A 24316-nucleotide genomic window follows, 5' to 3' on the forward strand; every position below is an offset into this window, starting at 1 on the left:
TGGCGTCCTCATTGCGTCAGCACGACGCCGCTCGCCGGCGACCACGACACGAACACGTCGTCGTTCCACGCCGGAGCCGTATCGCTCATCAGGTGCGAGCTCGACAGGTTCGACACGACTGTCTTGCCGCTCGGCAAGCGCACGTGGTACAGCGAGTAGCTGCCCATGTAAGCGATGTCGGTCACGACGCCGCGCGCCCAGTTGTGTTTCGAGCCCGGCTTCTCACGCGACACGTGGATGCGTTCCGGGCGCACCGAGATGCCGACCGGCATCCCGAGCGGGCCCGTGATGCCGTGGCTCACGTACATGCGCGCTTCGAGGTCGTCGCTCTCGACGAAGATGTGATCGGGTTCGTCCTCGACCACGCGGCCTTCGAACAGGTTGGTCGAGCCGATGAATTCGGCCGAGAAGCGGCTGTTCGGGAATTCGTAGACTTCCCCCGGCGCACCGATCTGCACGATCTTGCCTTCGCTCATCACCGCGAGGCGGCTCGCCATCGTCATCGCCTCTTCCTGGTCGTGCGTGACCATCACGCAGGTCACGTCGACCTTCTCGATGATGTTGACGAGTTCGAGCTGGGTCTTCTGGCGGATCTTCTTGTCGAGCGCGGACATCGGCTCGTCGAGCAGCAGGAGCTTCGGGCGCTTGACGAGCGAACGCGCGAGCGCGACGCGCTGCTGCTGGCCGCCTGAAAGTTGATGCGGCTTGCGCTGCGCGTACTTGCTCATCTGCACGAGCGCGAGCGCATCGGCCACGCGCTCCTTGATCTCGTTCTTCGGCGTGCCTTCCTGCTTCAGGCCGAACGCGACGTTCGACTCGACCGTCATGTGCGGGAACAGCGCGTACGACTGGAACATCATGTTCACCGGGCGGCGGTACGGCGGCAGCGACGCGAGGTCCTCGCCGTCGACGAAGATCTTGCCGGAGGTGGCCGTCTCGAGCCCGGCGAGCATGCGCAGCAGCGTGGACTTGCCGCAGCCGGAGCTGCCGAGCAGCGCGAACAGCTCGTTCTTCGCGATCGTCAGGTTCACGTTGTCGACGGCCGTGCTGTCGCCGAATTTCTTCACGACGTTTTCGATGCGCACAAAGGCGTCGTTCGACTTGAGCATGTCCGTCGCCGGTCGATGCATCGCATCAGGTGTACTGAATGAATCCCGTTTCATGATGGTCCGTTTTAAGCAGGTAAGCGAATCTCAGGCGTCAGGCGCGACCGGTCGGCAGTCGCGCGGTGCTGGCGGAGAGGGATCGAGCGATTCCTCGTCCGGAACGAATGGCGCAACGAAACAGGTGTGGGGGCACGCACGGCGATCGTGGGCAATCAGTCGCGAACGACCGGAGGCACCGCGCTGGCTGTCATGAAGATTTCATCGGTTTTCATCGGGCTTTCCGCACGTTTCTGTCGTCTCCAGTGCGAATTTTTAAACCCGTCAAAAACCTTTTGGATCGCGGATTTCCGTTCCGGACATTGAACGGGATCGATGTTTGGGGAGGCGGGAAAACGGGGGCACGACCCGGCCCCCGCGGCAGCGCGGGCGCCCCGGCGGCACGGGCGCCGCCGGGTGACACGGAGGGTGAAACGGAGGGTCGGGAAAACGAGCAGCCGGGCGGCTGCCGCGCGCGGCCGGTGCGCCGCGCGGGTCACGTCACTTCGCGTTCAGTTCCTTCCAGCGCCGGTAGACGGCGATCGCGTCGCCGTGCTTGTGCTGCACCATCGGCAGCCGGCGTTCCTCGATCGGCTTCGCATATTCGGCATAGAAGGTGTCGAGCTCGAAATACTTGCGGTCGTCGCGGTAGAACGGCGCGTAGTCCTCGCGCGTCGTGATGTAGACCACGCGTTTCGGGCTGCAGTAGTACAGCGAGCCCAGGCACATCGGGCACGGGCTCGCGAGAATGTAGATCTCGCAGTCGGTCAGGTGCTCGGTGCCGAGCTTGCGGCACGCGTCGCGCACCGCGAGGATCTCGGCGTGCGCGGTCGGATCGCTGGTCTGCGCGACGAGGTTCGGGCTCTCGGCGACGATCTCGCCGTCGCGGACGATCACCGTCGCGAACGGGCGGCCGCCCTCTTCCACGTTCTTCATCGCAAGATCGATCGTGCGTTTCACAAAATCCATGGCTGCGTCCTCGTAGAAACGGAATGGCGGGAACGTGCGCCGGCCGGCGGCCGACGCAGGTCGGGCGGAAACCTGCGCGGCACCGCTGCCGTGGCGCCGCACCGGCCTCAGAACGGCTTGGTCGGCAGGTACTTGCCGTCGAGCGTGATCACCGCGCGCGAACCGCCTTCGGGATCGTCGACCTTCTTCACGTCGAGCCGGAAATTGATCGCGCTGATGATGCCGTCGCCGAACTTCTCGTGAACGAGTGCCTTCAGCGTTGTGCCGTACACCTGCAGCATTTCGTAGAAGCGGTAAATCGTCGGGTCGGTCGGCACGCGATCGTCGATGCTGCCGCGCAGCGGGATCGATTGCAGCAGCAGCACCGCGTCGTCGTCGAGGCCGAGCTTGTCGGCGACGCTGCGCGCCGCATCGGCCGGCAACGCGTGCTGGCCGAGCAGCGCGGCCGTCACGAACGCTTCGCTCAGGCCCGTACCTTCGGTGAGCTGCGCGAACGACAGGTTCTTGCGCGCCTTCGCGAGAACGACGGTCTCCGCAAGCGCGTGGCGGGCGGTCTGGCTGTGCTGGGACTGGATCATGGCAATTCCTCGTGGTGGGGTAGGAGCGATTCAGGCCGCGACGGGAAGCGTCGCGGGCATGGCGCGGACATCGGGATGGTCCGCCAGGGAGACGAACCGGCCGGTCGCGCCGTCATGGGCGTCGATGCAGCCCGATTCGATGTCGTAGACCCAGCCGTGCAGCGCGAGCCGCCCTTCTTCGAGCGCGAGCCGCACGGCCGGGTGTGTCTTCAGGTTCGCCAGTTGCGCGACGACGTTCTCGCGCACCATCGAGTCGATCCGCTCGCGTTCGCTGCGATGCGTACGCGCCTCGTTCACGACGCGCGCCGAATCGGCGTAGCGCAACCAGTGGCCGACGGCCGGCATGTGGTCCATGCACTGGCAGGTGGCAATCGCTGTCATTGCGCCGCAATCGGAATGGCCGCAGATCACGACGTCGGTCACGCGCAGCGCGGCCACCGCGTATTCGACCGACGCCGACACGCCGCCCGGCTCGGGGCCGTACGACGGCACGATGTTGCCGGCATTGCGGATCACGAACAGGTCGCCCGGTTCGCGCTGCGTGACGAGTTCGGGCACGAGCCGGCTGTCCGAGCACGAGATGAACAGCGCCCGCGGATTCTGGCTGCGCGCGAGATCGCGGAACAGCGCGGCGCGCTCCGGGTAGGCGTCGCGCTGGAACTTCAGGAAGCCTTCGATGATGTCCTTCATCGTGTGTTCTCCGGTGCGGGTGGAATCGATGAAGGGCAGGTTACGCCGGACTTCCAATAACGTAAAAGACTGATTTATGATCCACCGGATAAGCAGGACTTATAGGAACCGCCATGCTGCTGCGCCATATCCACTACTTCCTCGCCGTCGCCGAGCATCGCAGCTTCACGCGCGCGGCCGCCGCGCTGCATGTGTCGCAGCCCGCGCTGTCCCAGCAGATCCGTCAGCTCGAGGAGACGCTCGGCGCGCAACTGTTCGACCGCACCGGGCGCGTGACGCGGCTGACCGATGCCGGCGACGTGTATTTCCGCTATGCGCGGCAGGCGCTGCACGATCTCGCGGAAGGCCGGCGCGCCATTCACGACGTGCAGGATCTGAGCCGTGGCTCACTGCGGATCGCGGTTACGCCGACCTTCACGAGCTATCTCGTCGGGCCGCTCGTCGAGGCGTTTCACGGCCGCTATCCGGATGTGTCGCTGTCGGTGCGCGAGATGTCGCAGGAACGCATCGAGGCGCTGCTCGTCGACGACGAGCTCGATGTCGGCATCGCGTTCGACGAGGTGCAGACGGCGGATATCGAAGCGCAGACGCTGCTGGTCGAAACGCTCGCGCTCGTCGTGAGCCGCCGGCATGCGCTCGCCGGGAAACGCAAGGCCGGCCTGCGCGCGCTGCACGACGCGCCGCTCGCGCTGCTCACGGCCGAGTTCGCGACACGCGTGCAGATCGATCGTTATTTCCGCGAGCACGACGTGCGGCCGCGCGTATTGATGGAAGCGAATTCGCTGGGCGCGGTAATCGAGATCGTGCGCCGCACGAACCTTGCGACGCTGCTGCCCGCGACAATCGCGAGCGGGCACGACGATCTCGTCGCCGTCGCGCTCGATCCGGCCGTCCTGCGGCGCACGGCCGTGCTGCTGCAGCGCAAGGGGGCGTACCGGAGCGCGGCCGCGCGCGCGTTCGTCGAACTGGCGCTTGCGCAAGGAGCGGGGCCGGTCAGGCGTGCGCGATGACCTCGGCCGCCGGCGCGCGCGTCACGCGCCCGGGCACCACCAACAATGGATCGTCGCCGACGAACCGATTCACGAGAACATCGACATGCCGAACCTGCTACGCCGCGTGATGCTCAACCCGCTTGCCATCGCAGCGCTGCTGGTGGGCGCGGTCTGGTGGGTCCACGCACAGACGCGCGCCGACGGCCCGTATCGGGTCGTGGGATTCAACTACACCGATCGTGGCATCTACAGCTTCGTGGTTGATGGCTTCGGCGCCGGCAGCGTGCACGCACGCCAGTTCGGTGGCGGGGGCGGCACGGTGTGCTGCATGAGCGTGCCGCGCGACAGGAAGACCTGGCACGTCAGGATCACGTACGATCTGACGCCTGAAGAAGACGCCCGGAACCAGGCGCCTGAAATCGTCGAAACCGACGTCGCCGTGCCGGCATTGCCGAACCGGCGCGACGGCTATATCGAGTTTCATTTTCTGCCCGGCCGCAAGATCGACGCCCGATGGGTGGCGTACCCGACGATGCCGCGGATGCACGCCACCGGTTGATCGGGAAGGGCTTGCTCGTCGACGCTGCGCGGCCGCGCAGAACACTCGCTCAGCGTTGCATCAGTTGTAACCGAGAATCGCCACCGCCGCGACATCCGGCCGATCGATCGTATTCCCGACGAGCGACGTCATCGGCTCCTGAAGCACGGCCTGATACGACGTCACGCGCGCGGCCTCGGGCACACCCGCGTCATCCGGTGCCGCTTCGTCGAACGCGGCATCGAAGCCGCTGTAAAACCCCGGTTGTTTCTGCGAAAAAGTCATCTCCACTCCTTTACCTGAATATGTTTTAGATGTTCTAACCAACCTGCTTCAACGCCGCCGCATGCACCGTCGTGCCGTCATGCGCCGCCTCCGATCGTGCCAGCTGCGCGCGCGTGCGCCGTGTGATATGAATCACCGCGAACACGACCGGCGCGATCAGCAGGCCCTCCGCCAGTTCGGGATCGACCGGCAGGTTCATCACGTGCAGCGCCTTGAACGCCGCTGTCGCGAGCGACAGCACGTAGTACGAAATAGCTGCCACCGACAGCCCCTCCACCGCGTGCTGCAGATGCAGCTGGTTGCGCGCGGTGCGCTCCATGCCCGCCAGCAGGCGCGTCACGTCCTTTTCCTGCGCGAGATTCACGCGCGTGCGCAGCAGGTCGACCGCCCGTGCGATCCGCGCGGCGATCTGTTCGTGGCGCGCCCATACGCTGCGACAGGTTTCCATCGCCGGCGCGAAGCGCCGCTCCATGAATTCGGCGATCGTCGGCATCCCTTCGATGCGTTCCTCGCGCAGCTCGTGGATGCGCGCCAGCACGAGCTTTTCGTACGCCCGCGACGCGCTGAAGCGCGCGCCCGATCCCGACAGCGATTCGACCCGTACCGCGAGATGCGTGAGCTTGACGAGCAGCGCTGTATCGTCGCCGTCGGCGCCGCTCGCGTCCATCCGCTGCATCAATGCGTGCAGCGCCGCGTGGATCTCGTCGAGCTCGCGGCTCATCCGGCGCGCGACGGGCAGCGCCAGCAGCGCCATCATCCGGTACGTTTCGATTTCATACAGGCGCTGCAGCAGGCGGCCGCCCTGCTCCTCGCGGAAATCCTCGTCGACGACGAGAAAACGCATGAAGCCGTCGTCGCGCACATGCCAGTCGCAGAACACCTTGCCGCCGCCGAGCACGTTGCTGCCGACGAGCGCGGGCCCGTCGATCCAGCGGCGCAGGTCGCCGCAGACGAGCCGCGCGGCGTCACCCGTCAGCAGCTCCATGCGCACCGCGACGAAGCGGATGCCGGCGAGCCGAGCGAACCACGCGGCCGGAATGCCTTCGATCGCGAGATCGTCGAAATAGCCAGTGTCGCGACGCGGCGCGACGAACGTGAAGGTCGAGAATTCGGTGTGACGCTCCCACTTCAGGTGCCAGCCGCTCGGCGACTGCACTGCGTAGTGCGTCGCACCCTCGTGCGGCGCGGCGATGCCGGTATCGCGGCACAGTGCGTGCAGCAGCGTCTCGTGGATGTCGGGCTGGCCGTCCGCGTAGATCGCGTAATGCGTGAGCGACACGGCTTCGGCGAGCCGCAGGAATGGCCGGGCATGCAATTCCGCGGCCAGTGCGGCGCGCAACGGATGGTCGATCATCGATACACCACGCTTCCTTGTTCAGTCCTGCACACCGGATCAACCGGCCTGAACGCCGCGCCACCCTCGGGCGAAACGCCAGCGTGATCGCACTATGGCAGACACACAGCAACAATAAAAACGCATAATGCTGATCGTTACGTTCAGTTTTCCTGATACCCATGAAGATGCTCGATCACGACGTGCTGGCCACCGTCGTCGCCGTCGCGGAGACCGGCAACATGACCCGCGCCGCCGAGGCCGTGAACCGCTCGCAGTCGGCCGTGAGCATGCAGATCAAGAGCCTGGAAGACGCGATCGGGCGGCCGCTGTTCGTGCGCAAGCCGCGCAGCATCGTGCTGACGCGCGAAGGCGAGGTGCTGCTGGGATTTGCCAGACGAATGCTGGCGCTGCGCGACGAGGCGTGGGCGGCCGTGGTGCGGCCGGAGGTGACCGGTAAAGTCGTGATCGGTGTGCCGGACGACTATGCGTCGTCGCTGCTGCCGTCGGTCCTGAAAAAATTCTCGGCAACCTACCCGAAGGTCGAGATCCAGGTGATGGGGCTGCCGAGCAGCGCGCTCGCGCCGCTGATCAAGGAGGGCACCGTCGATCTCGTATGCGGCACGCGCATCAAGGGGTTGTCGGGCGACTTCATCCGCCACGAGCCGATGGCGTGGGCCGCGATGACGAACGGGCCGCGCGTGTGGGAAGAGCGGCCGCTGCCGATCGCGGTGTTCATGCCGGGCAGCGTCGCGCGCGAGAACGCGATCCGCAGCCTCGAACGCGCGAAGGTGCCGTATCGCACTTCGTATGAAAGCCCGAGCCTGCTCGGGCTACTCAGCATGGTCGAGGCCGGCCTCGCGGTCGCGCCGCTCGCGCGCTGCGCGATTCCTGCGCAACTGTCGATGCTCGGCCGCGCACACGGGCTGCCCGACCTGCCGCCGCTCGAACTGATTCTCGCGCGCAGCACGAAATCGAAGCGGCCGCCGTGCGACTTTCTCGCGGAACAGTTGATGGAAGACCTGCAGCGTCAGACCGGGCAGGCCGGCGACGCGTAATCAGCGCATCGCGCCGAACCCGGCCGCGCCCAGCGCCGCGTTGACGTTCGCGGCCACCACATCGACGAGCGCTTCCAGCGTATCGCCGCGCACCTGCATATGTTCCGGCGCGACGTGCTCCGCGCGTTGCCAGCCCCACTGCGCGCCCGACGCAACCGACAGCGTCGCGCCGAAGCGGTTGCCGTGGCGGCGGCCGAAGGTGCTCACGCGCCGCTCGGCCAGGTAGTCCTGTTCGGGCAGGCAGAGCCGGATCTCGACCGCGACCTGGTTGCGATCGTTGACGCGCGCGGCCGGGTTGACCGTCGCGGCGAACACCTTGCCGATCCGCCAGGTCACACACGTCTCCCAGGCCGCGAGCGGCCCGCCGGCCGCGTCGACCCGCTCGGTGTCGACCGACCACTGATGTCCGTCGGGCACGACGATCGCCTGATGCAGCAGCACTTCGGCCACGCGCACCGTCGTCACGAGCTGACGCGCGAGTTGCTGGCCCGACGGCAGCGACGCCGTCCGTACCCGGCGGCTTGCCGGCCGCGCGACATGCACTGCTTCCATGAGGTCCATGACCCCTCCGTATTCAGGATCGGCGCCGCGCACGCGGTGTCGCACGCCAGTCCGCCGCCTGCGGGCGAACAGCACGGCAACCGGCGATCGGGCGGCGGATCGGACAAGCCGTCAAGGAACGGGCAACACCCGTTCCCCGCTTCACCGTGCCTTCGGTCCGATGCGCAATCGGCGCGCGACCGGCCCGATCACCGCATCGGCCTGCTGCGCGATCAGCATGTGCAGCGTGAAATCCAGGTCTTCCGGTGCGATGTCGAAGTGCACGTGAACCACGTCGCGCACGGCACGCGCACTGACGACATACACGCCGAGCGGGGAATGCAGCAGCGCCGCGAGCCGGGCGTGCGCGTGTTCGCCGGAATCGGCCGTCAACGTGACGGGCAACTGCAGGCGCGGGCGCGGCGGCGGGAACGGAATGACGTTGTTGCGTGCGCCGGCGTCCAACTGGCGGCCGGCGACATTGAAGGCGGGAACGGGATGAATGAAGGTCATGGAGCGGACGGAGGCCGTCTCGGCTGTTAGACACATGCCCAGCTTAGAAGAGACCGCATAAACGTCGTGCAAAGAAACGGGCTGCCGGTGCAAAAAAGCGGGACGGGGGACGCGATACGCCACCGTGCGGTGGCTGGTGGCTGGTGGCTGGTGGCTGGTGGCTGGTGGCTGGTGGCTGGTGGCTGGTGGCTGGTGGCTGGTGGCTGGTGGGCGGTGGGCGGTGGGCGGTGGGCGGTGGGCGGTGGGCGGTGGGCGCTGGGCGCTGAGCACTGGGCGGCAGCTAAAAGCTGGCGACCGGCGGCCGATCTCGCAGTCATCGCGCCGGCGCCGCGGCCGCGCGCCACCGTTCGCGTCGCCCCCGCCTGCGCATCAGTCGCCCCGCTACGCGAACGCCTCGAGCGACGCGCGCCGCCGCTCGTCGACCATCGATTCGATCAGCGACACCAGATCGTCGGTCAGCGGATCGCAGATGCCCGGCGAACGATGCAGTTCGAGATCGGCCGCCGGCAGCGGCGGCAGCCCGTCCGTCTCGTCGAGCACGCGCCAGTTCTCGGGCAGCGTGCAGCGGTCGATCATCGTCACGGCCGCGCCGTGGTTCACCGCGATCTTGATGCCGGTCGGGCTCTGGCTCGTATAGACGACGTGATACGGCCGCTCGGCCGTCGCGAGCGCCTGCAGCCCGCGCTGCCGGTAGCAGCACGTCTCCGGAAACAGCGCGAGCGGCACCGACGCCTGCGGGCCGAGCGCGAAATCCCGGTGCGCGGCCCACACGACCTCGTGACGGCCGAGCAGCCGCCCGCCTGCGTTCGGCCCGTGCCGCACGACGAGCGCGACGTCGAGCTCGCCGGCCTGCAGCCGTTCGAGCAGTTCGAGCGACGTGCGGCAATGCACGTGAAAACGCGCGCCCGGCCGCATCGCATAGAACGACTTCAACAGGTCCGGCAGCCACAGCTCCGCATAGTCCTCGGGCAGCCCGAAGCGCACGACGCCGCGGTCGCTGCTCGCCTGCTTCAGCGCGAGGATCGCGTCGTTCTGCACCTGGATGATGCGACGCGCATGGATCAGGAAATTCTCACCGTCGCGCGACAGCTCGAGCCGCCGGCTGTTGCGCATGAACAGGTGCGTGTCGAGCCGCTCCTCGAGCGTGCGGATGCGCAGGCTGATCGTCGATTGCGTGCGATGCAGTTGCCGGGCCGCCGCGGTGAAGCCGCCGCTCTCGACCACGGCGACGAATGCGCGGATCAGCTCCGGATCGAGCGAACTGAGCTTCGACCAATCGGGCCTTTGAATGGCAGCCATCGGAATTACTCGCTTTCGAAAAAAGAAGGGAAGACGAAAGATAGGGCTCGGAGTACGCCGATTGTTGTCCGGATGCGCCCGGCCCTCCAACCCCTGCCCGGGTATGACAAACCCGGAGCCGGTTCGCGAACGCCCACCCGCCGATCCCGCCCCGCCCGCCGTCATGACACCGGCCGAGGCCCGCCCGGCGGGCGTCTGCGCACCGGGCTCAGGGCATTCCCGGAGACGACGAAAACTCATAGCCCGATCAGAAAACATCGATTCACCGGCCGCGCCGCGGCCCACCACAATCGCCTCACACCCAACCTCATCGACGAGACACCGCAATGACCGCATCCCAACCCAGGCAGCTTTACATCGGCGAAGGCTTCGAAGGCCCCGGCGTCAACCTCGCGCACATCAACGTGCTGGTCGGCCCGCGCAACGGCCCGGCGGGCCAGGCGTTCGCCACGGCCCTCGCGACGCCGTCGGCCGGCCACGCGCCGTTCGTCGTGATCGCGCAGCCGGGCGTGCCGACCAAGCCGCTCACGCTGTACGTCAACAAGGCGCAGATCGCCAACGATTTCCACGGCAACGCCACGTGGGGTGCGTCGCAGGCCGGCATCGCGAAGGCCGTGGCCGAAGCGCTCGAGAACGGCACGCTGCCGCCCGAAGCGGAGAACGACTGGGTCGTCGTGTCGGCGAACTGGGTGAACCCGCAAACCGATGATCTCGATGCCGTGTTCGAGAACAACTATCGCGCGTGCCGCAACGCGATCGTCGCCGCGATGGAAGGGCTGCCGCATCGCGATGCCGTGTTCGCCGCCGCACGCGACGTGTCGAACCCGTTCTACACCCCGAAGAAAAACTGACGACGACAAGCGGCCGACACAAGGCCGCACCTGGAGGAAACATGGAATACGTCCGCCTCGGCCAGTCCGGCCTGAAGGTGTCCCGCCTGTGTCTCGGCACGATGAACATGGGCACCCCCGAATGGAAGCCCTGGATCTTCGACGAAGCGCAGAGCGAGCCGATCGTGCGCCGCGCGCTCGACGCCGGCGTCAACTTCATCGATCTCGCGGATTTCTATTCGACGGGCGTCGGCGAGGAAGTGGTCGGCCGCATCCTGAAGCGCAACGCGCGCCGCGAGGAGCTCGTCGTGACGACCAAGGTCGGCTACGACATGGGCAGCTATCCGAACGCGGGCGGCCATTCGCGCAAGCACGTGCTCGACGGCATCGACGCTTCGCTGAAGCGGCTCGGGATGGATTACGTCGACATCTTCATGCTGCACTTCTTCGACGTGAACACGCCCGTCGAGGAAACGATGAGCGCGCTGCACGACATCGTGCGCGCGGGCAAGGCGCGCTATATCGGCGTATCGACGATGTACACGTGGCAGTTCGCGAAGATCATGCAGGCCTGCGAACGAAACGGCTGGGACAAGCCGATCAACATGCAGCTGCAGCTGAACCTCGCGTATCGCGAGGAAGAGCGCGAGATGGTGCCGTACTGCATCGACCAGGGCGTCGGCGTGTCGGTGTTCAGCCCGCTCGCGCGCGGCCTGCTGACCTGCGAGCCGCAATCGACGCGCAACCAGACCGACTTCTTCACCGCGCAGATGTACGGCGATGCTTCGTCGCTCGCGATCGCGGAATCGGTCGCGAAGGTCGCGAAGCGCCGCGGCGTACCGCCCGCGCAGATCGCTCAGGCGTGGGTGCTGAGCCGCCCCGGCATCGCGAGCATGCTGGTCGGCGCGGATTCCGTCGAGCAGTTCGACAGCGCGCTCGGCGCGCTCGAAACGCAGCTCACCGAAGAAGAGCTGCACGAACTGGAACGCAACTACACGCCGTGCGACCTGATCAACGACTACACGGCCGGCAAGCGCATCGCGCGCGCGTCGCGTCCGGCGCAGGGCAGTTTCGCGACGGACTGACGGACTGAAGGACTGAAGCTCCGAGGCACTGAAGGAACAACACACAATGAATGAATTTCTGAGGACCGGCCATTTCATCGGCGGCGAATGGCACGAATCGCATGGCGCGAGCGATGCGACCTATCCGGTGCTGAACCCCGCGACCGGCGAGACGATCGCGAAAGTCGCGAAAGGCGGCGCCGACGACACGCAGCGCGCCATCGACGCGGCCGCACACGCGTTTCCCGCGTGGCGCGCACTGACCGCGAAGGAGCGCGGCGCACGCGTGAAGCGCTGGGGCGAGCTGATGCTCGAGAATCGCGACGCGCTCGCCGAGCTGCTGACGCGCGAGCAAGGCAAGCCGCTCGCCGAAGCGCGCGGCGAAGTCGCGTATGCGGCGAGCTTTCTCGAATGGTTCGCGGAAGAAGCGAAGCGCATGTACGGCGACGTGATCCCGAGCCCGAAGCCGGATTCGCAGATCGTCGTCACGCGCGAGCCGGTCGGCGTCGTCGCGGCGATCACGCCGTGGAATTTCCCGCTCGCGATGATCACGCGCAAGGCCGGCCCCGCGCTCGCGGCCGGCTGCACGATGGTGCTGAAGCCGTCGGAGGAAACGCCGCTGTCGGCGTTCGCGCTCGCGGTGCTCGCCGAACGCGCGGGCGTGCCGGCCGGCGTGTTCAACGTGGTGTCGGGCGACGCGGTCGCGATCGGCGAGACGCTGACGAGTTCGTCCGTCGTGCGCAAGCTGTCGTTCACGGGCTCGACGCGGGTCGGCAAGCTGCTCGCGAAGCAGTCGGCCGACACGCTGAAGAAGCTGTCGCTCGAACTCGGCGGCAACGCGCCGTTCATCGTGTTCGACGATGCCGATCTCGATGCGGCGGTCGTCGGTGCGATCGCGTCGAAGTTTCGCAACACGGGCCAGACCTGCGTGTGCGTGAACCGCTTTCTCGTTCAGGACGGCGTGTACGACGCGTTCACGCGCAAGCTCGCGGATGCCGTGCGCACGCTGCGCGTCGGCAACGCGCTCGCGGGTGAAGTCGACCAGGGGCCGCTGATCAACGAAGCGGCGCTCGGCAAGGTCGAGCGGCACGTGGCCGATGCCACCGCGAAAGGTGCAAACGTGCTCATCGGCGGCAAGCGTCACGCGCTCGGCGGCACGTTCTACGAGCCGACCGTGCTGACCGGCATGACGGCCGACATGCTGATCGCCGAAGAGGAAACCTTCGGCCCCGTCGCCGGCTGCTTCCGCTTCACGACCGAGGAAGAGGCCGTCGCCGCGGCCAACGACACGCCGTTCGGGCTGTCCGCGTACTTCTACACGCGCGACCTCGGCCGCGCGTGGCGCGTGTCGGGTGCGCTGGAAAGCGGGATGGTCGGCGTCAACGACGGGATCATCTCGACCGAAGTCGCGCCGTTCGGCGGCGTCAAGCAATCGGGGCTCGGCCGCGAAGGCTCGAAGTACGGCCTCGATGAATACGTGGAACTCAAGTACACGCTGATGGCCGGCCTCGGCCGCTGACCGCTCCCCGCGGTCGACCCGCGCCGCGCGCCGTCCGGCCGCGCGGCGCCTCGCACGGCGCTCGCGGCGGCACGCCGCCTGCGCGCACCGCTGCGCGCCAGATAACAATCCAGGAGGCAGCTTGACTCAAGCCAACGTTCAATCCGGCGCCGCACGCGCGCTGCCGCTGTCGCGTGGCGCCGATGCGCCGCACCGCCCCGTCGCCCTCGACGACGTGCCGCTCAACCGTTTCCACGTGAAGATCGCCGGCCTCACGTTCGGCGCGCATTTCACCGAAGGCTACACGCTCGGCACGATCGGCTACGCGCTCGCCGCGCTCGGCAAGCAGATGCCGATCGACGCGTTCTGGATGGGGATGATCGGCAGCTCGGCGCTGATCGGCATCTTCTTCGGCAGCCTCGTGTTCGGCTGGCTGTCCGACCGGATGGGCCGGCAGAAGATCTTCCTGACGAGCTTCGTGATCATCACGGCGGCCGCGTTCGCGCAGTGCTTCGTCACGTCGCCGCTCGAATTGTGTTTGCTGCGCGTGCTGATCGGCTTCGGGATGGGCGGCGACTTCACCGTCGGCCACGCGATCCTCGCCGAATTCTCGCCGCGCAAGCATCGCGGTGCGCTGCTCGGCTCGTTCAGCGTGATCTGGACGATCGGCTATGTCGCCGCGAACGTGCTCGGTCTCGCATACAGCGACGCGACGCCCGGTGCATGGCGCTGGCTGCTCGCGTCGGCTGCGCTGCCTGCGCTGATCGTGCTGGTGCTGCGAATCGGCACGCCCGAGTCGCCGCGCTGGCTGCTCGGCAAGGGCCGCGTGCAGGAGGCGCGCGCGATCGTCGCGAAGCATTTCGGGCCGCACGTGATGCTCGACGGTTCGGCCGAACCGCATGCGAATGCAGGCTTCGCGCGGCTGTTCCAGCGCGACCTGATCCGCCGCACGATTTTCAACTGCGCGTTCTTCGTGTGCCTCGTGATTCCGTATTTCGCGATCTACACGTTCCTGCCGACGATCCTGAAGACGATCGGCCTCGCCGAAGGCTTCGGTGCGGACCTGCTGCTGAACGCGTTTCTCGTGCTGGGCGCGCTGATCGGCATCTGGCTGACGATCCGGCTGTCGCGACGCGGCTTCCTGATCGGCTCGTTCGCGGTGACGTGCGCGTCGCTCGTCGCGCTGGCGGTGCTGCCTTCGTCGGCGGCCCTCGCGATGATCGTCGCGTTCGCGATCTTCACGCTGACGATGTCGGCGTTCAGCAATCTCGTCGGCGTGTTCCCGCCCGAGTGCTTCCCGACCGAAGTGCGTGCATGCGGCGTGGGCCTCGCGATCGCGTGCAGCCGGCTCGGTTCGGCGATCGGCACGTTCCTGCTGCCGGCCGGCATCGCGACGCTCGGCTTTCACGCGACAATGTTCGCGCTCGCGGGCGTGCTGCTGGTGGGGATGATCGTGTCGATCGCGTGGGCGCCGGAGACGAAGCATCTGACGCTGGAGGAGGCGTCGGGGCATTGACGATGGAGGCGGCGTGCGGACGCGCGTGCGTCGTCGCGCTCGGTGCTTTCGCAGCGACATACGGCTCATGCGCCGTGGCGATACGGAATGCGATCTGAACGAACCCGGCCGAAGCCGGGTTCATGCAATGCGGCCGGCGGATTTTCGTGTTCCCTGCGAGAAGACGCGGTTGCCGATATCGCTCAGAACAGAATCGACGCGTAATCCCGCGCCCCGTGCAGAATTTGAAGGATGTCGATCCGCTCAGGCGGATCGCCGACGACCCGATAGAAGATCTGGTAGTTGCCGTACACACGGTGCCGCACGCCGTGACGCTCGAAGCGCGGCACCAGCGGAAACGCCAGCGGCATCCCGGCAAGACCCAGACACTTGTCGCGAATCTCCCGCACGAAGGTCACGGCTCGTTGCGGATTGTCACGCGCGATGCAATCGGCGATCGCTTCGAGTTCGGCAATCGCAAAATCAGACAGGCGCACGGTCAGGCCTGACGATCCGCCTGGGCCCGATACTTTGCCTCCAGACGATCGAAGACTTCCGCCGCCTCGGCGCCACGTCCTGCTTCCGCATCGGCCAGGCTGCGCGCGATCACAGCGTCCAGCGCATTCAGTTGCGCCTCGCGATCCTGGATCAGGCGCACGCCTTCGCGCAGCACTTCGCTCTTGGATCCGTAACGCCCCGATTCGACCAGCTTCGCGACGTAAGCCTCCAGTTGCTGGCCCAGTTCCGCACTGATCATGTCGACGTCCCGACCGGATTGAATTCGATCGGTCAAGCGTATCCCGGTTATCAACTATTATCAAGAATACGATCTCCAGACGGATCGACGCGAATGCCTTCACAGCCGAACGGGTGGATGGAGCGGGACGGGATTCGCACAGGCCGCGGCGGCGCCGGCATTCATCCGGTTTTCGCCTTCACTCGTGTAGCCTTGCCGGATCCTCACCGTGCGGAGACCGATCATGATCGAAGACATCGTCACGCCACAACCCGGCCTGAAGGTGTACCCGCCGGACACCGACGTCTTTGCCGAGCCCCATGCCGCACTCGCGCGCCACCTGCATCCGCTCGTGTCGATCGACCTGTCGACGGTCAATCCATCGTGGGAAGGCTGGATCCACCTGCTCAGCCCCGTCGAACCGTACGACGGGCTCGTCGGGCAGGACACGACCGCGTACCACAACGACTATCTGCGCGCGAACTGGATCGGGTTCCGGCTCGACGACAATAACCGCTACACGCTGCTCGGCGACCCGCGCTACTTCTATCTGGAAAACCCACCCGGCACGCATGACACGGGCTATCGCGAGGCACTGGAGGCGCACTACGCCGAGCAACAGGCCAGCATCGAAGCCGCGCGCAAGCGGTTCGCCGAATACGGCGTGCTCTACTCGTCCAACCAGTACGCGCCGGACGAGCGCGATTTCAGCCAGGAAAAACCGTGCAACCTGATCGACCAGCTCGGTGGAACAGTCGGCTGGGGCAACTGGTCAGGCACCTCGGATTTTCCGATCGACGACAGCGATCCCGACGACATCCGGCCGATCGGCCCCGACGGTGCGCGCTTTCGCTTCGTCGCCGGCGTGACGGGGTGGGAATATCGCGCGATGGGGGCTGACTGGATTCTCTTGTTTTACGAACCGGTCAGCCGCGTGGCGCTGTTGACGTTCGACTGGACGTAAGGCGGGCGGAACGGCGGGCGTTCCGTCTCGTGATTGGCCGTTTGGCGGACTCGGCGCGACGGATTCGCGGCGATATGCTGGGGTTTTCCGCTCCTCGGGCCGCCATGTCTACCCAACCCGTCGATCTCAACCATACGTTGCCGTACGAGAAGGCGTTCTTCGACGGTCGATGGGCGATCGAGCGTAACGATCTGGACATCTCCGCATTGCTTGGTATGGATGACGAAGTTCCTGACGGGTTGCTCGCTTCGTTATGCGGCGCGCCAGCCGGATCGGACGTTCAGGCCTATCTCGATAGCGCGGGCAGACTGACATTCGCCGTCACCCACCCGACGTTGATCCGATCGGAAAACCGGATATCCGTATTCCAAACCGGCGACTCACGGGTACTCGAACTTCGTTCAATCGATCTGGCCGACAGCGCGGCCGCCGGGTTCGGTGCGGCCATGCTCTGGAGGATCGTTCGAGCGTGTGATACGTTGGGCATCGCGCGGATCAGCGCTTTGGCGATGGGTGGCCGCAAGTCGCCGCCGGAACCCGGCGGGCCGCGACTCCTTGGATATTACGCGTGGCCAAGGTTTGGCTTCGATGCGCCCATTCCTGGTGTGCATGCCGACGAGGCAGCCCTGTTCCAGTATTTCCAGGGATATCCGGTCGGGTTGGCCGATGGATCGCTTCGATCATTGCGCACGCTCTATGCAACCCGGTTCGGGCAAGATTTCTGGCGAGCAGCCGGCTCGCACCGGTGGATGACGTTCGACGTCGCACCGTGCGGCGCGTGCGTGTCGACACTGCAGGAATATCTGATCGAGAAGGGGATTTACGAATGACCGAAAAGCACAGCCCGATTGCCGGATTCCGCATCGCACGACCGGAAACGAGGCGCGGTCGCCCGATGCTCGAGCGTCGTCCCGTTCGACGCTCGGAAGTGAGGCAACTCATTGAAGAACTCATCGTGAACGAACTCCGTCGCGGCTTCACACATGTTGCGCAGACGTCCGCTACCGAACCCGTCGCATGGCCGACCGCGAGACCTGTCTCCCGGCTGCCCAGAAAATTCTTCTCCGAGGGACGCATCGATCCATCGAAGTGCCAGTTGCCCATCATCTCGGAAGCCGAGGCCAGAGCCATCGGTGGCCGGGAAACGTTCATGCACTTCGGCCTGGATCCCGATTTGTACTCCGCGACTGGTGACACTCTCTGACAGATTGCAGTACGGCCGCCGGAACGATCCGCCCGACCTCGTGACGGCAGGCATCGGCACACGGTGATGCCAGGCCGTCCGCCCGCCCCCTACCCCTACCCCTTCCGCCCCGCCTGCTCCCGCAACCACGCAGCAAACGCAACCACATGCTCGACCGCGACACTCTCCGGCTCGACATCGAGCCAATAACCGAACGGCCCGATCGGCTGCACCGGCGACAGCCGCACGAGGCTGCCCTCGCCGATCTCCTCCTCGATCATGTTCAGGTCGACCACCGCGAGCCCCGCGCCCTTGCGCGCCGCGCGGATCGCCTGTTCGAGCGTGGAAAACTCGATGCCGTCACCGATCCGCGCCACCTGCACGCCCGCCTGCTCGCACCAGTCGGCCCATAGCGTCAGGCGCTTGCCTTCGTGCAGCACATGCAGCGACGGCAGCCGGCCGAGCAGCACGTCGAGCGCATCGCCGCGATAACGCGGCGCGCCGACGAGCGCATGCCGCTCCATCATCAGCAACTCCGACTGCATCCCGGCGCGCGCCGCGCGCCCGAAGCGGATGTGGCAATGGCAATCGTCGGCCGGCTCGGTGCGGATCGACAACTCGACGTCGGGCAGCGCCTCCGCGAGCGTGCCGAGCCGCGGCGAAAACCACTGCGTCGCGAACGTCGGCGGCAGCGACACCGTCAGGCGCCGCTTCGCACCCGGCCGCGTGGCGGCGACTTCGTCGACGCCGCGCTCGATCGTGTCGAACGCCTGCCCGATGAACGGCAGCAACCGCTGACCGGCATCGGTCAGGCGCACGCCCTTGTGATCGCGCTCGAACAATCGCGCGCCGAGCGCCTCCTCGAGCAGCCGGATCTGCCGGCTCACCGCCCCCTGCGTCACGCACAGCGAAACCGCCGCACGGTTGAAGCTCAGGTGACGCGCGGTCTCCTCGAAAAATCGCAGTGCGATCAACGATGGCAGGCGTCGCATGATGTGTGTCCCTTTCTTTCGTATCGTTCGTATCGTTCGTGTTGTTGCCGGCCGTCACCGCCGTCCCTCCTGCGGGCAGCCTGATCGCAACAAGGCGCGCCAATCGCCGCGCCGTCAAAACCGCGAGGGCCCGCGCCCTCGGTCGCATCCATTCATCGTCCCCGCGCCCGCGCCGCCCGCCTACAATAAGCATCCCGCACCAAACACGACACCGCCCCGTGAGACGCAAGATGCCGGCGCTGAACGCGCTGAAAGCCTTCGAGATGGCCGGCCGCACCGGCAGCTTCACACGCGCGGCCGAACTGCTCAACGTGACGCAGAGCGCGGTGAGCCGGCAGGTTCGCCAGCTCGAGGGCCAGCTCGGCGAAACCCTGCTCGAGCGCCGCCATCACCAGCTCGAATTGACAGCGGCCGGCCGCGTGCTGCTGCGCGCGCTGCAGCAATCGTTCGACAAGATCGAGCTGACCGTGCGCAGCCTGCAGGAAAAAACCCACCTGAACCGCCTGCGCGCGAACGTGCCGCCCACCTTCGCCGCGCGCTGGCTGATGCCGCGGCTCGGCCGGCTGCGCGACGCGCATCCCGAATTCGAGCTGAGCCTCACGACCCGCATTCACGACAGCCTCGGCGAATCGCGCGTGCTCGACTGCGCGATCCGGTTCGGCGACGGCGAATGGGACGGCTTCGACAACGCACTGCTGATGCAGGAGCAGCATATCGCCGTCTGCGCGCCCGCGCTGTATGCGCGGCTACGACAGGACGGCGCGCCGATCGACCTGAACCGCTTCACGCTGCTGCACGTGCTCGCCACCGACGACCAGCGCTACCTGACCTGGCAGCACTGGCTGAAGGCCGCCGGCATCACCGACGTCGACACGCGCGGCGGCTACGAATTCGACCTGCTCGACCACGCGATCCGCGCGGCGATCGACGGCCTCGGGATCACGATCGCCGATCGCCACATGGTCGCGCGCGAACTGGCGACCGGGCAACTGATGCAGGTGCTCAACGTGCACGTCGACGGCCACCAGTCGTACTGGTTCGTCACGCGGCCCGAGCAGACGAACCTGCCGCACATCGTCCAGTTCCGCGACTGGCTGCAGCAGGAAGTGTGGCTCGCGAAGCGCCATCTCGAACCGTCGTCGCCGCTTCCGCAGGTGCCGCTGGCCTAGCGCACGCCCCGCCCCCGAGGCATAGCTGACCGCCCCGCCCGCGCCGAAGCCCCAGGCGCGGCCGACACCTTACCGGCTTCCGCCCCCGCGCGCATCCGGACCCGTCGGAAAATGCGGCCCCGCCGCCGCCCGCCCCGCTCCCGGCCCGCGCCACGGCAGCCTTGCCGGACGCGCGATTCCGGCTGATCGGCCGAGTAACGTGCGTTTTTCTCATGCTCGGCGCGAAAATAAGTCGTTTGTCGTGCGCTAAACGCATGAACAGAATGGCCTCTATCCCATGCCACGCGTGTCGCCACCCGAAGCGATCCGCCTGCATTCATCGGAGGAGTCACTTCATGCGCACCGAACGCAACTACGTGAACGGCCGTTTCGTCGCCCCGGAAAGCGACGCGTTCATCGTCGTCCACAATCCCGCCACCGAAGCGCCGTTCGCGCGCGTGCCCGCCGCGACACCGGCCGATGCACTCGCCGCCGTCGACGCCGCGGCCGCCGCGCAGAAGGCGTGGCGCAAGCTGCCGAGCGCCGAGCGCGCCGTGTACCTGCACCGTTTCGCCGACGCGCTGACCGCACGCGCGTCCGAGATCGGCGCGGCGCTCGCGCAGGAATCCGGCAAGAGCGTCGAGGACGCGTCGAACGAGGCCGTCTACGCAGGCCAGATCACGCGCTACCACGCGGAGTGGGCGCGCCGGATCGAGGGCGAGATCATCCCGAGCGACACGCCCGACGAAAACCTGTTCCTGCAGCGCGAGCCGATCGGCGTCGTCGCGTGCCTGATCCCGTTCAACTATCCCGTCTACACGCTGCTGCGCAAGGTCGCGCCCGCGCTGATCGCCGGCAATACCGTGGTCGTGCGGCCGAGCAACCACACGCCGGTGTCCGCGTTCGAGATCGCGAAGGCGGCCGACGATGCGGGCTTCCCGCCGGGCGTCGTCAACATCCTGACGATGGACCACGCGACGGCCGAAGCGCTGTGCACGCACCCGGCAGTCGGGATGATCACGCTGACCGGCAGCGTGAACGCGGGCCGCAACGTGCTCGACTACTGCAAGGCGAACATCGCGAAGCCGTCGCTCGAACTCGGCGGCAAGACGCCCGCGATCATCGAGCCCGACGCCGACCTCGAACGCGCGGCCGCTGCACTCGTCGCGTCGAAGACGACCCATTGCGGCCAGCTCTGCACGGCCATCGAGCGCGTGTACGTGCACGACAGCGTGCACGACCGTTTCGTTGCGCTGCTGAAGGAGAAGATGGCGGCCGTGCGCATCGGCAACCGTGCGGAAGACGCCACGCGGATGGGCCCGCTCGTCAGCGCATCGGCCCGCGCGCACATTCACGGAATGGTCGAACGCGCGATCGCGGCAGGCGCGACGCTCGAAACCGGTGGCGCGATCCCCGCCGGCCCCGGCTTCTTCTACCCGGCCACGCTGCTCACCGGCGTGCGGCAGGACATGGAGATCGTGCAGGAGGAAACCTTCGGCCCGATCATGCCCGTGCTGCGCTACACGACGATCGACGAAGCGATCGCGCAGGCGAACGACCATCAGTTCGGCCTGTCGTCGGTGCTCTACACCGAGCACTACCGCACCGCGATGACCGTCGCGAACGCGATCGAAGCCGGCGAGCTGTACGTGAACCGTACTCCGGCCGATCCGTACCAGGGCTTCCACGCCGGCTGGAAGCGCTCGGGCCTCGGCGGCGACGACGGCAAGCACGGGATGCTCGAATTCACGCAGACGCGCCTCGTCGTCATGAAGTACTGACACCGCCTCGCCAACGCACAGTTTCCGGCGCGCGCACCACGACACCACGCCGCGCGCGCCGCCCCTGATTCAACCAGAACATAAAAAACCTGCAGGCCTCCGCTTCAAGGACGCCTGATGGAGGAAGACATCATGCCGACCCAACCGTCGACGCCCGCGGCGTCGCTCGCGTTGCACGACGACGCTCACGCGTCGCAGCATTCCCGTGCGCAACGCTACCTGCAACTGCTGCTGCTCGTGATTGCCGCGGGCGCGATCTACCCGATGCTGTATCTGCGGCAGGTGTACCAGCCGACGATGCTGCAGTTCTTCCATATCGACGACGTGCAGCTCGGCTACCTGTATTCGTCGCTCGGCACGATCTTCCTCGTCAGCTACCTGCCGAGCGGCTGGCTGGCCGACCGCCTGTCGCCGCGCTGGCTGATCTGCTTCTCGCTGCTCGCGACGGGCACGCTCGGGCTCGTCTACGCGACCGGGCCGTCGTTCGACACGCTCGTGCTGATTTTCGGCGGCTGGGGGCTGACCACCGGCCTGACGTTCTGGGCCGCCGTGATCAAGCGCGTGAACATGATCGCGGGCCCCGACGAACAGGGCCGCTTCTTCGGGCTGCTGGACGGCGGCCGCGGGCTCGTCGAGGCGCTGCTCGCGACGATCGCGATCACGCTGTTCGCCTACGTGACGCAGGCGCACGGCGGCACCGATGCGGCCGGCTTCAGGCTCGTCGTGCACCTGTACGCGTTCTTCTGCATCGCGCTCGGCGTGCTGCTCGCGCTGGTGAAGGATCCGGCGAACCCGAACGAACGCAAGGCCGTAACGGAACGCCGAAAAGGCAACGTGCTGACCGACCTGAAGACGCTCGCGGCGATCCCCGAGCTTTGGCTCGTCGCCGCGATCGTGTTTTGCGGCTACCAGGTGTTCTGGGCGACCTACAGCTTCTCGGCCTACCTGCACGAAGGCAATTTCGGGCTCAGCGCGACGGCGGCCGGCTTCATCACGACGCTCAAGCTGTGGATGCGCCCCGTCGGCGGCATCGGCGGCGGCTTCCTCGGCGACCGCGTGTCGAAGGTGTCCGTGCTGTTCTGGGCGCTGGTACTCGCCGCGCTGTCGCTCGTCGGGCTGATCGCCGCGCCCGCGCACAGCCCGCAGGCGATGCTCGTCGTGCTCGTGCTGTTCATCGGCATCCTCACCTACGCGATCCGCGGCCTGTACTGGTCGCTGCTCGACGACTGCAAGGTGCCCACGCATTGCGCGGGCCTCGCGATCGGCCTGATCTCGGTGCTCGGCTATTCGCCCGACGTGTTCGTGCCGCTGATCAACGGCTACGTGACGCAGACCTATCCGGGCGCGCACGGCTACCAGCTCTATTTCGGCTATATCGCGGCCATCGCGCTGTGCGGCGCGGGCGCGGCTGCGTTCCTCAAAGTCCGCCTCAACCGCATTCACCGTACCCAGGAGTCCGTATGAAGATCGTTTCGCTCGAAACCCATATCGTCGCCGTGCCGCCGCCGCATATCGGCGGGATGTACTGGATCTTCGTGAAGTTGAAGACCGACGACGGCATCGAAGGCGTCGGCGAGATCTATTCCGCGACGTTCGGCCCGAAGGCAATGGCTCCGATCATCGACGACGTGTTCGAACGCCACCTGCTGAACCGCGACCCGCATCACGTCGAACGGCTGTTCCGCCAGGCCTATTCGAGCGGCTTCACGCAGCGCCCCGATCTCACGATGATGGGCGTCGTCAGCGGCCTCGAAATGGCGTGCTGGGACATCATCGGCAAGGCCGCCGGCAAACCCGTGTATGAACTGCTCGGCGGGAAAATCCACGAGCGGCTGCGCTCGTACACGTACCTGTACCCGAAGAACGCCAACGGCGAATACGACTACGACGACCCCGACCTCGCCGCCGAATGCGCGGCCGAGAACGTGAAGCTCGGCTTCACGGCCGTCAAGTTCGACCCGGCCGGCCCGTACACGGCCTACTCCGGCCACCAGCTGTCGCTGGAAGTGCTCGATCGCTGCGAACTGTTCTGCCGCAAGGTGCGCGAGGCTGTCGGCAGCAAGGCCGACCTGCTGTTCGGCACGCATGGGCAGATGGTGCCGTCATCGGCGATCCGGCTCGCGAAGCGGCTCGAGAAATACGACCCGCTGTGGTTCGAGGAGCCGGTTCCCCCCGGCCAGGAAGAAGCGATCGCCCAAGTCGCGAAGCACACGTCGATTCCGATCGCGACCGGCGAGCGCCTGACCACCAAGTACGAATTCCACAAGCTGCTGCAGGCGGGCGGCGCATCGATCCTGCAGCTGAACGTCGCGCGCGTGGGCGGCCTGCTCGAAGCGAAGAAGATCGCGACGCTCGCCGAAGTGCACTACGCGCAGATCGCGCCGCACCTGTACAACGGGCCGGTGGGCGCGGCCGCGAGCATCCAGCTCGCGACCTGCACGCCGAACTTCCTGATCCAGGAAAGCATCATGACGTGGGGCGGCTTCCACGCGGAAGTTGTGAAGACGCCGATCCGCTGGGAAGACGGCTACATCATCCCGTCGAACGAACCGGGCCTCGGCATCGAGCTGGACATGGACGTCGTGAGGCGCCACACGCCGTACACCGGCGAACGGCTGCACCTGCAGATGGGCGAACACCCCGTCGACGTGAAGGATCTCGCCCCCGCGAAGGGCTGAGCGCAAAGGA

26 protein-coding genes are annotated in these 24316 nt (G+C 66.7%); 14 read left to right on the forward strand and 12 right to left on the reverse strand.

Annotated features, from left to right (window positions below):
* Positions 1 to 8: 8 nt before the first annotated feature.
* The 4 genes from HAV18_RS10145 to HAV18_RS10160 all read right to left on the reverse strand — a co-directional run bounded on the left by HAV18_RS10145 (position 9) and on the right by HAV18_RS10160 (position 3379).
* Entirely contained in the window at positions 9 to 1130 is a 1122-nt protein-coding gene (locus HAV18_RS10145; RefSeq protein WP_243771637.1) for an ABC transporter ATP-binding protein, read from the reverse strand.
* Between the two features lie 513 nt (positions 1131 to 1643).
* Positions 1644 to 2111 (reverse strand): nucleoside deaminase, encoded by a 468-nt coding sequence (locus HAV18_RS10150; protein ID WP_166955221.1) that lies wholly within the window; start codon positions 2109 to 2111, stop codon positions 1644 to 1646.
* Between the two features lie 107 nt (positions 2112 to 2218).
* Positions 2219 to 2689: a cyanase gene (gene cynS, locus HAV18_RS10155; RefSeq protein ID WP_166955223.1), complete on the reverse strand. Its 471-nt coding sequence runs from the start codon at positions 2687 to 2689 to the stop codon at positions 2219 to 2221.
* A 30-nt stretch (positions 2690 to 2719) separates the two neighbouring features.
* Positions 2720 to 3379 carry a carbonic anhydrase gene (locus tag HAV18_RS10160; protein ID WP_166955225.1) on the reverse strand — a complete coding sequence of 220 codons (660 nt, stop codon included), beginning with the start codon at positions 3377 to 3379 and terminating at the stop codon, positions 2720 to 2722.
* A gap of 113 nt (positions 3380 to 3492) precedes the next feature.
* On the opposite strand from HAV18_RS10160, the gene cynR reads away from it, so the two are divergent.
* A complete protein-coding gene (cynR, locus tag HAV18_RS10165) occupies positions 3493 to 4389 on the forward strand; it encodes a transcriptional regulator CynR (RefSeq protein WP_166955227.1) in 897 nt (298 codons plus the stop codon).
* Positions 4390 to 4474: 85 nt separating this feature from the next.
* Positions 4475 to 4930, forward strand: a complete 456-nt coding sequence (locus tag HAV18_RS10170; RefSeq protein WP_208101899.1) for a DUF3304 domain-containing protein — start codon at positions 4475 to 4477, stop codon at positions 4928 to 4930.
* A gap of 60 nt (positions 4931 to 4990) precedes the next feature.
* Here HAV18_RS10170 and HAV18_RS10175 read toward each other — a convergent pair whose 3' ends face one another.
* Positions 4991 to 5194: a hypothetical protein gene (locus HAV18_RS10175; RefSeq protein WP_166955229.1), complete on the reverse strand. Its 204-nt coding sequence runs from the start codon at positions 5192 to 5194 to the stop codon at positions 4991 to 4993.
* A gap of 34 nt (positions 5195 to 5228) precedes the next feature.
* On the reverse strand, positions 5229 to 6548 hold the full coding sequence (locus HAV18_RS10180; RefSeq protein WP_166955232.1) for a DUF3422 family protein: 1320 nt from the start codon (positions 6546 to 6548) through the stop codon (positions 5229 to 5231).
* Between the two features lie 161 nt (positions 6549 to 6709).
* Between HAV18_RS10180 and HAV18_RS10185 the strand changes: the two genes are divergently transcribed.
* Complete coding sequence (locus tag HAV18_RS10185) at positions 6710 to 7585, forward strand: LysR family transcriptional regulator (protein ID WP_166955234.1); 876 nt, start codon at positions 6710 to 6712, stop codon at positions 7583 to 7585.
* Here the strand turns inward: HAV18_RS10185 and HAV18_RS10190 are convergent, their stop codons facing one another.
* The 3 genes from HAV18_RS10190 to HAV18_RS10200 form a co-directional block, all read right to left on the reverse strand.
* Positions 7586 to 8146 (reverse strand): hypothetical protein, encoded by a 561-nt coding sequence (locus tag HAV18_RS10190; RefSeq protein WP_166955236.1) that lies wholly within the window; start codon positions 8144 to 8146, stop codon positions 7586 to 7588.
* Between the two features lie 141 nt (positions 8147 to 8287).
* Positions 8288 to 8638 (reverse strand): hypothetical protein, encoded by a 351-nt coding sequence (locus tag HAV18_RS10195; RefSeq protein ID WP_166956734.1) that lies wholly within the window; start codon positions 8636 to 8638, stop codon positions 8288 to 8290.
* Between the two features lie 381 nt (positions 8639 to 9019).
* Positions 9020 to 9937, reverse strand: a complete 918-nt coding sequence (locus tag HAV18_RS10200) for a LysR family transcriptional regulator (protein WP_044848054.1) — start codon at positions 9935 to 9937, stop codon at positions 9020 to 9022.
* A 326-nt stretch (positions 9938 to 10263) separates the two neighbouring features.
* On the opposite strand from HAV18_RS10200, the gene fae reads away from it, so the two are divergent.
* The 4 genes from fae to HAV18_RS10220 all read left to right on the forward strand — a co-directional run bounded on the left by fae (position 10264) and on the right by HAV18_RS10220 (position 14845).
* Positions 10264 to 10788: a formaldehyde-activating enzyme gene (gene fae, locus HAV18_RS10205; RefSeq protein WP_124520836.1), complete on the forward strand. Its 525-nt coding sequence runs from the start codon at positions 10264 to 10266 to the stop codon at positions 10786 to 10788.
* Between the two features lie 41 nt (positions 10789 to 10829).
* The gene (locus HAV18_RS10210; protein ID WP_166955238.1) at positions 10830 to 11852 is read left to right on the forward strand and encodes an aldo/keto reductase; all 1023 of its coding nucleotides are present in this window, start codon (positions 10830 to 10832) and stop codon (positions 11850 to 11852) included.
* A gap of 46 nt (positions 11853 to 11898) precedes the next feature.
* A complete protein-coding gene (locus tag HAV18_RS10215; protein ID WP_166955240.1) occupies positions 11899 to 13350 on the forward strand; it encodes an NAD-dependent succinate-semialdehyde dehydrogenase in 1452 nt (483 codons plus the stop codon).
* 160 nt (positions 13351 to 13510) lie between these two features.
* Positions 13511 to 14845 (forward strand): MFS transporter, encoded by a 1335-nt coding sequence (locus HAV18_RS10220; RefSeq protein ID WP_243771638.1) that lies wholly within the window; start codon positions 13511 to 13513, stop codon positions 14843 to 14845.
* Positions 14846 to 15027: 182 nt separating this feature from the next.
* On the opposite strand, the gene HAV18_RS10225 is transcribed toward HAV18_RS10220, so the two are convergent.
* Together HAV18_RS10225 and HAV18_RS10230 are read right to left on the reverse strand one after the other, a co-directional pair.
* A complete protein-coding gene (locus HAV18_RS10225; RefSeq protein WP_407062413.1) occupies positions 15028 to 15321 on the reverse strand; it encodes a type II toxin-antitoxin system RelE/ParE family toxin in 294 nt (97 codons plus the stop codon).
* A gap of 2 nt (positions 15322 to 15323) precedes the next feature.
* Entirely contained in the window at positions 15324 to 15581 is a 258-nt protein-coding gene (locus tag HAV18_RS10230; protein ID WP_048021519.1) for a type II toxin-antitoxin system ParD family antitoxin, read from the reverse strand.
* Positions 15582 to 15804: 223 nt separating this feature from the next.
* On the opposite strand from HAV18_RS10230, the gene HAV18_RS10235 reads away from it, so the two are divergent.
* From HAV18_RS10235 to HAV18_RS10245, 3 genes are all read left to right on the forward strand, one after another.
* Positions 15805 to 16524, forward strand: a complete 720-nt coding sequence (locus HAV18_RS10235) for a hypothetical protein (protein WP_166955244.1) — start codon at positions 15805 to 15807, stop codon at positions 16522 to 16524.
* A gap of 104 nt (positions 16525 to 16628) precedes the next feature.
* On the forward strand, positions 16629 to 17354 hold the full coding sequence (locus HAV18_RS10240; protein WP_243771595.1) for a hypothetical protein: 726 nt from the start codon (positions 16629 to 16631) through the stop codon (positions 17352 to 17354).
* The gene (locus tag HAV18_RS10245; protein WP_166955248.1) at positions 17351 to 17728 is read left to right on the forward strand and encodes a hypothetical protein; all 378 of its coding nucleotides are present in this window, start codon (positions 17351 to 17353) and stop codon (positions 17726 to 17728) included. Before HAV18_RS10240 ends, HAV18_RS10245 begins: the two co-directional genes overlap by 4 nt.
* Positions 17729 to 17823: 95 nt before the next feature.
* Here the strand turns inward: HAV18_RS10245 and HAV18_RS10250 are convergent, their stop codons facing one another.
* Positions 17824 to 18699, reverse strand: coding sequence for a LysR substrate-binding domain-containing protein (locus HAV18_RS10250; protein WP_166955250.1), 876 nt, complete (start codon positions 18697 to 18699; stop codon positions 17824 to 17826).
* Between the two features lie 230 nt (positions 18700 to 18929).
* On the opposite strand from HAV18_RS10250, the gene HAV18_RS10255 reads away from it, so the two are divergent.
* From HAV18_RS10255 to HAV18_RS10270, 4 genes are all read left to right on the forward strand, one after another.
* A complete protein-coding gene (locus HAV18_RS10255; protein WP_111938505.1) occupies positions 18930 to 19868 on the forward strand; it encodes a LysR substrate-binding domain-containing protein in 939 nt (312 codons plus the stop codon).
* A gap of 335 nt (positions 19869 to 20203) precedes the next feature.
* Entirely contained in the window at positions 20204 to 21628 is a 1425-nt protein-coding gene (gene aldA / locus HAV18_RS10260; protein ID WP_166955252.1) for an aldehyde dehydrogenase, read from the forward strand.
* Positions 21629 to 21760: 132 nt separating this feature from the next.
* The gene (locus HAV18_RS10265; RefSeq protein ID WP_166955254.1) at positions 21761 to 23092 is read left to right on the forward strand and encodes a nitrate/nitrite transporter; all 1332 of its coding nucleotides are present in this window, start codon (positions 21761 to 21763) and stop codon (positions 23090 to 23092) included.
* Positions 23089 to 24306 carry a mandelate racemase/muconate lactonizing enzyme family protein gene (locus HAV18_RS10270; RefSeq protein ID WP_166955256.1) on the forward strand — a complete coding sequence of 406 codons (1218 nt, stop codon included), beginning with the start codon at positions 23089 to 23091 and terminating at the stop codon, positions 24304 to 24306. The genes HAV18_RS10265 and HAV18_RS10270 overlap by 4 nt, the downstream gene beginning before the upstream one ends.
* Positions 24307 to 24316 lie beyond the last annotated feature (10 nt).

The organism is Burkholderia sp. D-99 (assembly GCF_011605345.1).
Classification (GTDB): Bacteria; Pseudomonadota; Gammaproteobacteria; order Burkholderiales; family Burkholderiaceae; genus Burkholderia.